The 8,627-nt window shown below is 71.0% G+C and carries 6 protein-coding genes and 1 pseudogene; 6 read left to right on the top strand and 1 reads right to left on the bottom strand.

Annotation, left to right across the window (positions count from 1 at the left end):
• Nucleotides 1-478: pseudogene (locus ITJ55_RS13960) on the bottom strand (CCA tRNA nucleotidyltransferase); the annotation flags it as partial.
• Nucleotides 479-664: 186 nt separating this feature from the next.
• Between ITJ55_RS13960 and ITJ55_RS13965 the strand changes: the two are divergent.
• The 6 genes from ITJ55_RS13965 to ITJ55_RS13990 all read left to right on the top strand — a co-directional run bounded on the left by ITJ55_RS13965 (nt 665) and on the right by ITJ55_RS13990 (nt 8,538).
• Complete coding sequence (locus ITJ55_RS13965; protein ID WP_194595935.1) at nt 665-2,914, top strand: DUF6049 family protein; 2,250 nt, start codon at nt 665-667, stop codon at nt 2,912-2,914.
• Complete coding sequence (gene murJ / locus ITJ55_RS13970; protein WP_370544181.1) at nt 2,911-4,575, top strand: murein biosynthesis integral membrane protein MurJ; 1,665 nt, start codon at nt 2,911-2,913, stop codon at nt 4,573-4,575. The genes ITJ55_RS13965 and murJ overlap by 4 nt, the downstream gene beginning before the upstream one ends.
• 134 nt (nt 4,576-4,709) lie before the next feature.
• The gene (trxB, locus tag ITJ55_RS13975; protein WP_194595936.1) at nt 4,710-5,702 is read left to right on the top strand and encodes a thioredoxin-disulfide reductase; all 993 of its coding nucleotides are present in this window, start codon (nt 4,710-4,712) and stop codon (nt 5,700-5,702) included.
• Between the two features lie 48 nt (nt 5,703-5,750).
• Entirely contained in the window at nt 5,751-6,077 is a 327-nt protein-coding gene (gene trxA, locus ITJ55_RS13980; protein WP_043595317.1) for a thioredoxin, read from the top strand.
• 117 nt (nt 6,078-6,194) lie between these two features.
• The gene (locus tag ITJ55_RS13985; protein WP_194595937.1) at nt 6,195-7,499 is read left to right on the top strand and encodes a PLP-dependent aminotransferase family protein; all 1,305 of its coding nucleotides are present in this window, start codon (nt 6,195-6,197) and stop codon (nt 7,497-7,499) included.
• 76 nt (nt 7,500-7,575) lie between these two features.
• Entirely contained in the window at nt 7,576-8,538 is a 963-nt protein-coding gene (locus ITJ55_RS13990; protein WP_194595938.1) for a D-alanine--D-alanine ligase, read from the top strand.
• The last annotated feature ends 89 nt before the right edge of the window (nt 8,539-8,627 follow it).

An 8,627-nucleotide genomic window follows, 5' to 3' on the forward strand; every position in this document is an offset into this window, starting at 1 on the left:
GGGTGGCGAGCCGGGCCTGCAGCAGGTCCTCGACGCCGCCGGACGGGTCGACCAGCACGCGCTCGGGCAGCCGCAGCGCCATCGAGTTGACGGTGAAGTCGCGTCGGACGAGGTCGCCCTCGAGGGTGTCGCCGAACTCGACGACGGGCTTGCGGGTCTCGCCGTCGTAGACGTCGCTGCGGTAGGTCGTGATCTCGACGGTCTCGCCGTCGACGCGGGCGGCGATGGTGCCGAAGGCGCGCCCGACGTCCCAGTGCGCCTCGGCCAGCGGCACGACGATCGCGAGGATCTGGTCGGGGTCGGCGTCGGTGGTGAAGTCGAGGTCGTTGACCGGCCGACCGACGAAGGCGTCGCGCACCGGACCACCGACGAGGGCCAGCTCGTGACCGGCCGCGGCGAACGCGGCGGCGAGCTTCTCGATGCGGGGGGTGGCGGCCAGCTCGTCCAGTCGCGTGAGGGCCCGTGCGACGCTGTCCATGACGGACAACCTTGCCACAGCCGAGGAGGCGCGGGCTGAGTCCCCCGCGCACCTCGCGGTGCGTCCCTCCCCGCCTCACGGCGCATCCCTCCCCGCCTCGCAGGCGCTTCGCCGCTGCTTCCCGGTCCGCGTTGCCTAGACTCGGCATGCTCGAACGGCCCCTGACGCCGTCGACACCTGACGCCTATGAGACTCTTCTTCGCCGTGATCGCCGCCCTGCTGGCGGTGTTCGTCGTGTCGGCGGGGTTGCCCGCGACGTCGGCCCGGGCGTCGTCGGCACCCACCGGCGACGGGGTCACGATGACCCTCGAACCGGCCTCCGACGGCGTGCTGCGCCCCGACGACGACCTCACCCTCGGCGTCACCGTCACGAACGGTGGCGACTCCGACCTGGCGGCGAGCACGGCCAGGGTCTACCTCGACCGCGAGCCGTTCACCACCCGGTCGAAGCTCGCCTCGTGGCTCGACCCCGACGACGTCTCGGGCGACGACTACCTCGGCCGCCAGCTCGTGCAGGTCGACGTGCCGGCGGTCGCCGCCGGGTCGTCCGTCGCGCTCGACACGGTCGTCGTGTCCGCCGACCGCCTCGGCCTCACCGGCCGGACGTTCGGCGCACGGGCCCTCGGTGCCCGCGTGCTCGACGCGTCGGGCAGCCAGGTGGCGCAGACCCGCAGCAGCGTGGTCTGGTACCCGGCCGACAGCTTCCAGCCGACCCGCGTCGCGGTCGCCGTGCCGATCACGACTCCCGAGAGCGAGACCGGCGTCCTCGACGCCTCGGCCCTGGCCGCCTACACCTCCGAGGGCGGGGTGCTGCGGCGCGAGCTCGACGCCGTGACGGGCACGGGGGCGACCCTCGGCGTCGACCCGATGATCGTCGCCTCGATCCGCCTGCTCGGCACCGAGGCACCGCAGTCGGCCCTCGACTGGCTCGCCGAGCTCGAGGCCCTGCCGAACGACATGTTCCCCCTGGCGTACGCCGACGCCGACCTCGCCGGGCTGCGCCAGGCCGGCGCCTCGACCGTGCCGACCGTCACCTCTCTCGACACGCTGGTCGACCCCAGCCGCTTCGAGGGCATGGCGGCGCCGACCGAGACCGCCACCGAGGCGCCGACCGACGAGACGCCCGCCGCCGACGACGGCTCGGGCACGGGCGTCGCCGGGTCCGACCCGACCGCCCTGCCGACCGAGGGGTCCACCGGCGAGCCGACCGACGAGCCGACCCCGTCCGAGACCCCGGGTGACGGCGTGACCCTGCCGACCACCGACCAGCTGCTCGAGTTCCCCTGGACCCAGCAGGGCGTCGTCTGGCCCCGCCAGTCGTCCGTCGTGTCGGCCGACCTCACGGCGTTCGCCGCCGGCTCGTACACGTCGACCATCGTCTCGAGCGGCAACGTCGACGTCGAGGGCGACTCGACCGAGAACGCGGCCGTCACGATCGACGGCGTCCCGGCCGTCGTCTCGGACGACCCGCTGTCGACCCTGCTCACCCAGGCGGCCGAGGCGACGACCCTCGCCGAATGGCAGTCCATGATGGCCCGGCTGTCCGCCACGATCGCCACCGTCGCCTACGAGCGGCCGAGCGACGCCCGCACCCTGCTGACGACGCTCGAGCGCGAGTGGCCGTCGACGGGGCAGTTCCTCACCCGGACGCTGCAGGCGGTCGACGCCCTGCCGTGGGTGAGCGGTGCCACGCTGACCGACGCGCTGGCGAGCACCCCGTCGACGGCGTCGGTCGTCGACAGCCCCGAGAGCGACGCCCGCCTCGCCCGGTTGCGCGACCTGGTGTCCGCCGACCAGAAGGTCGTCGACTTCTCGACCGCCCTGGCCGAGCCGCAGCTGGTGACCGAGACGGCCCGCCTGCGCACCATGGCCCTCGCCTCGCACGCCTGGCGAGACAACGTCGACGGCTTCCCCGCCGAGGTCGCCTCCGCCGTCGCCGAGGCGACCGCGACCTCGGGTCTCGTGGCCGTCGTCCAGGGGTCGCCGATCTCGATCCTCGGCGACCGGTCGGCCCTGCCGCTCTACCTCGAGAACCGCACCGACTCCGTCGCGACGGTCATGCTGGCCGTCACGCCGTCGAACTCGATCCTGTCGATCGAGCGCAGCCCGATCGAGGTGACGATCCAGCCGCAGTCGCAGACCCGCGTCAGCGTGCCGGTGCAGTCCGTGGCCAACGGCACCGTCTCGGTGCAGTTGCAGCTCGTCAGCCTGTCGGGCATCGCCATCGCGACTCCCGTCGAGCTGCCGCTGTCGGTGCAGGCCGGGTGGGAGACCGCCATCACCTGGATCTTCGGCGTCGCCTTCGCCGCCCTGTTCGTCGGTGGCCTCTACCGCACCTTCCGCAAGCGCCGGAAGGCGCGCGACGAGGCGACGGCCTCCGAGCCCGGGCCGTCATCCGATGCGGCCGCCGCGCCGCCCGTCCAGGAGTCCATGTGAGCAACCAGGGCGGTCTCGGTCGCGCCAGCATCCTCCTCGCGTCCGGGACGATGGTCTCGCGCGTCCTCGGCTTCGTGAAGGCGGCCGTGCTGGCCGCGGCGATCGGGCAGTCGGCGAGCCGGGCGGCGGACTCGTTCGCCCTCGCGAACCAGCTGCCGAACAACATCTACGCCCTGATCGCGGGCGGTCTGCTCAGCGCGGTGCTTGTGCCGCAGATCGTGCGGGCGGCGACGTCGGACGACGGCGGGCAGCGGTTCGTCAACAAGATCGTCACCCTCGGCACCATCGTCTTCGCGGTCGTCGGCCTCGTCGGCACGCTGCTCGCCCCCGTGCTCGTCCGGCTCTACGCCCAGCAGAGCACCGACGGCGGGGCGGGGTTCACCTCGGACCAGCTCGCCCTGGCCACGGCGTTCGCCTACTGGTGCCTGCCGCAGATCTTCTTCTACGCGATGTACTCGCTGCTCAGCGAGGTGCTGAACGCCCGGCAGGTCTTCGGGCCCTTCACCTGGGCCCCGGTGCTCAACAACGTCGTGGCGATCGTGGGCCTGGTCGTCTTCATGGTGCTGTTCGGCGGCGCCGTCGAGAACTCGGTGGTCGACGTCTGGACGCCCGACCGCATCCTCGTGATCGCGGCGACGGCCACCCTGGGCGTCCTGGCCCAGGCGGCCTTCCTGCTGCTCTTCTGGCGGCGGGCCGGCCTGGGGTTCCGTCCCGACTTCCGCTGGCGGGGCGTCGGCCTCGGCGCCACCGGCAAGGCCGCGGGCTGGCTCTTCGGAATGGTGCTCGTGACCCAGCTGGCCGGCCTCGTGCAGAGCCGCGTCGCGACCCTCGGCAGCGAGGTCGGTGCCTCGAACGCGGTGCTCGCGAACGCCTGGCTGCTCTTCATGCTGCCCCACGGCATCATCGCCGTCTCGATCGGCACCGCCTACTTCACCCGCATGAGCGGGCACGCCTCGCGCGGCGACCTGCGTGCCGTGCGCGTCGACATGTCGCAGTCGCTGCGGGCCATCGGCATGTTCATGGTGTTCGCGGCCGTCGCGATGTGCGTCGTCGCCTACCCGTTCGCGCGGTTCTTCGAGGTCGACTTCGCCGGGTCGACCCGCACGGCCCAGGTCATCCTCGGCTACATGCCGGGCCTCGTCCTGTTCAGCGTGCTCTTCATCGTCCAGCGGGTCTTCTACTCGATGCACGACCAGCGCACCCCGTTCTTCCTGCAGCTGGTCCAGTCGGGCATCTTCGTGGCCGGCGTCGCGATCTCGGCCGCCGTCGTGCCGCCCGAGCGCATCGCGATGGCCATCGCCATCACCACCTCGATCGCGGGGTCGAGCCAGGCCGTGGTCGCCCTCTGGGTGGTCAAGGGCCGACTCGGTGGCATCGACGGTCGGTGGGTGCTGCGCCGCTACGTGCAGTTCTTCGTCTTCTCGCTCGTCGCGGGCGTCGTCGGCCTCGTCGTCGTGACCGCACTGGGGGGTTTCTCCGCTGACGGATTCGCCCAGTCGGGCCGCGTGCCGGGCGTGCTGACGGTCGTGGTGGCCGGGGCCGTCATGGGGCTGGTCTACGGGGCGCTGCTCTGGTTCACACGAATCCCCGAGCTGCGGGTGCTGACCACGCCGGTGACCTCGCGCCTCGCACCCACCGTCTCGCGCCTCCTGCGCCGCTGATCCCGGCTGCCAGGCCGGCGGGAATGCGCCGTCGGTAGGATGCGTTCCACCAGACGATCGAGGGATCCGACCGTGCGAGCCACCACTCGCCCGTCGTCTTCCCGCTCGTGAAGTCCATCCCCAGGAAGGTGCCCATGCGCCAGGTCATCATCATCGGCTCCGGCCCCGCCGGCTACACGGCCGGCATCTACGCCGCCCGCGCCGGTCTGCGCCCCCTCATCGTCGCGAGCTCGGTCGAGGCCGGCGGCGAGCTCATGAAGACCACCGAGGTCGAGAACTTCCCCGGGTTCCCCGACGGCATCCAGGGCCCCGAGCTCATGTTCAAGATGCAGGAGCAGGCCGAGAAGTTCGGTGCCGAGGTGCTGCTCGACGACGTCACCGCGGTCGACCTGACCGGCGACGTCAAGAAGGTCACCCTGGGCAACGGCACGGTCGAAGAGAGTTTGACGGTGATCTTCGCCACGGGCAGCGCCTACCGCAAGCTCGGCCTCGCCGACGAAGAGCGCCTGAGCGGCCGCGGCGTCAGCTGGTGCGCCACGTGCGACGGCTTCTTCTTCAAGGAGAAGGCGATCGCCGTCGTCGGCGGCGGCGACTCGGCGATGGAAGAAGCGACGTTCCTCACCCGCTTCGCCTCGAAGGTCTACGTGATCCACCGCTCGAGCAGCCTGCGCGCGTCCAAGATCATGCAAGACAGGGCGCACGCCAACGACAAGATCGAGTTCTTGTTCGACAAGCAGGTCACGGCGATCCTCGGCGGCGAGAAGGCCACCGGCGTCACCCTGACCGACACGGTCGACGGCAGCACGAGCGACCTCGACCTCGACGGCCTCTTCATCGCCATCGGCAACGACCCCCGCGTGCACCTCGTGCACGGCCAGGTCGACCTCACCTCGGACGGCACCATTGCCGTGCAGGGCCGCAGCTCGAAGACCAACCTCACGGGCGTCTTCGCCGCGGGTGACGTCATCGACGCGACGTACCGACAGGCCGCCACCGCCGCGGCCTCGGGCACCGTCGCGGCGCTCGACGTCGAGCACTACCTGGCCTCGCTCGACCAGACCTTTCTAGCCGAGCAGACCATCGGGTCGGCCGAGGGCGTCGAGACGTCCGAGTCCGTGGTCGCCTGACCCGCGCCTCCTGAAGCCAACCCAGATCACCCTGACGAAAGGAACACCATGAGCAGCGCCAAAGCAGTGACCGACGCGTCCTTCGAGGCCGACGTCCTCAACTCCGACAAGACGATCCTGGTCGACTTCTGGGCCGAGTGGTGCGGCCCGTGCCGTGCCGTCTCGCCCATCCTCGACCAGATCGCCGCCGAGCACGGCGACAAGATCGAGATCGTCAAGCTCAACGTCGACGACAACCCGCAGACCGCCATGAAGTACCAGATCACCTCGATCCCGGCCATGAAGGTCTACCGCGGCGGCGAGGTCGTCAAGACCGTCATCGGCGCCAAGCCCAAGCCGGCCCTCGAGGCCGACCTGGCGGAGTTCATCGCGTAGTCGACGCCGACACCACGACGAGAGCCCGCCCAGCACGCGCTGGGCGGGCTCTCGTCGTCCCCGGCCCGGACGGGCATAGTCTTGACCGCAGCACCCTCTGACAGAACAGGGACATCGATGAGCGACAAGGGCACCAACCTCGACCCGTGGTACGACTCGTACGCCGACCGTACGGCCGGCCTCAGCGCCTCCGAGGTCCGAGCCCTGTTCGCCGTCGCCTCGCGACCCGAGGTCGTCTCGCTGGCCGGCGGCATGCCCTACGTCTCGGCCCTGCCCCGCGAGCTCGTCACCGGCGCCATCGACCGTGTCATGGCCGACGGGGGAGCGATGGCGATGCAGTACGGCAGCGGCCAGGGCACCCCGGCCATCCGCGAGCACATCATGCAGATCATGGCCATGGAGGGCATCCGCGGCAGCGCCGACGACGTCGTCGTGACGACCGGCTCGCAGCAGGCCCTCGACCTGGTCACCCGCCTGTTCGTCAACCCCGGCGACGTCGTGCTGGCCGAGTCGCCGAGCTACGTCGGGGCCCTCGGCGTCTTCAAGGCTTACCAGGCCGACGTGGTCCACGTCGCCATGGACGAGCACGGCCTCGTGCCCGAGGCGCTGCGCGAGGCCATCGCCGGCGTCGCGGCCCGCGGCGGCCGCATCAAGTTCCTCTACACGATCCCGAACTTCCACAACCCGGCCGGCGTCACGCTCACCTGGGCCCGACGCGTCGAGATCCTCGAGATCTGCCGCTCGGCCGGCATCCTCGTCCTCGAGGACAACCCGTACGGGCTGCTCTACTTCGACCAGCCCGCCCCGCAGGCGATGCGCTCGATCGACGACGAGGGCGTCATCTACCTCGGCTCGTTCTCGAAGACGCTCGCGCCGGGCTTCCGGGTGGGGTGGGCGCTGGCCCCGCACGCCATCCGCGAGAAGCTCATCCTGGCCAACGAGTCGGCCACGCTGTCGCCCAACTCGTTCGGGCAGTTCGTCATCACCGAGTACCTCGACCAGGCCGACTGGCGCGGTCAGATCGAGACCTTCCGGGGCCTCTACCGCGAGCGACGCGACGCCATGATCTCGGCGCTCGGCGAGTACCTGCCCTCACTCAGCTGGAACGTCCCCGACGGCGGCTTCTTCGTCTGGGTCGGGCTGCCCCCCGAGCTCGACTCGAAGGCGATGCTGCCCCGTGCCGTCAAGGAGCTCGTCGCCTACACGCCCGGCACGGCCTTCTTCGCCGACGGCCAGGGCCGACAGAACATCCGCCTCTCGTTCTGCTACCCGACCCCCGAGTCGATCCGCACCGGCGTCGCCCGACTCGCCGCCGTCGTCAACGGTGAACTCGACCTGGTGCGCACGTTCTCGTCCGCCAGCCTGTCGAACCCGGCCGCACGCCCGCAGAGCGTCGTCGTCCCGCCGCCGAACACCAACTGACCAGCACTTTCCACACATCCTGGTCGATCGACGCGAGCCCCGGCTCGACGTCGTGAGACCCGAGGAGGGCCCCACCATGGCATCGAGCCCGCTGCACACCGTCACCGTCCTCGCCGGCGGCATCTCGCACGAGCGCGACGTCTCGCTGAGATCCGGGAGGCGCGTGGTCGACAGTCTCTCGACCCACGGCATCGAGGTGGAGCTCCGCGACCCGGACGCCTCGTTGCTCGGGCACCTGACCACGTCCCGCCCCGACGTCGTCTGGCCTGCCCTGCACGGCGCCAGTGGAGAAGACGGCGCGCTGCGCGGGCTGCTCGAGGCCCTCGACGTCCCCTTCGTCGGCAGCACGGCGGCCGCCGCCCGACTGGCATGGGACAAGCCGACAGCCAAAGAGCTGGCCCGGCGGGCCGGAGTCTCCACACCCCGCGGCATCACCCTCTCGCACGACGCGTTCCGCGAGCTCGGGGCCGTCGGCGTACTCGCGGCCATCGCCGACGAGCACCCGGTGCCCGTGGTCGTGAAACCCGCACGAGGCGGGTCGGCGCAGGGCGTGACGGTCGTCGACGAGGCTGGCTCGCTGCCGCGTGCCATGGTCGACGCCTACACGTACTGCGACGACGTCATCGTCGAGCAGAAGATCACCGGCACCGAGATCGCCGTCGGAGTGATCGACACCGGCGACGGCCCCCTCGCCCTGCCGGCCGTCGAGATCGTCCCTCGCCAGGGATTCTACGGTTTCGAGGCACGGTACAACGCGGGGGAGACCACCTTCTACACCCCCGCTCGCCTCGACCCGTCGGCTGCCGACGCCGCCGCGCGGGCCGCCGTGGCCGTCCACGAGGCGCTGGGCCTCCGTCACCTGTCGCGGGTCGACCTCATCGTCGATGCCGCCGGCACCCCGTGGTTCCTCGAGGTCAACGTGTTGCCCGGACTGACCGAGACGTCTCTCGTCCCCATGGCTCTCGAGTCCGCCGGCTACGAGCTCGGCATGTTCTACGCGGCCCTCGCCGAGAAGGCCGTCAGCGACCACCAACGCTGATCGCGCGCGGCGACGGACGTTTCACGTGAAACGTCAGCCGAGCTTCGATGGCACTGCTGAACGCAGTCGGATGGCACACGGCCAGCGGC

The sequence above is a fragment of the Frigoribacterium sp. VKM Ac-1396 genome, from assembly GCF_015350895.1.
GTDB lineage: Bacteria > Actinomycetota > Actinomycetes > Actinomycetales > Microbacteriaceae > Frigoribacterium.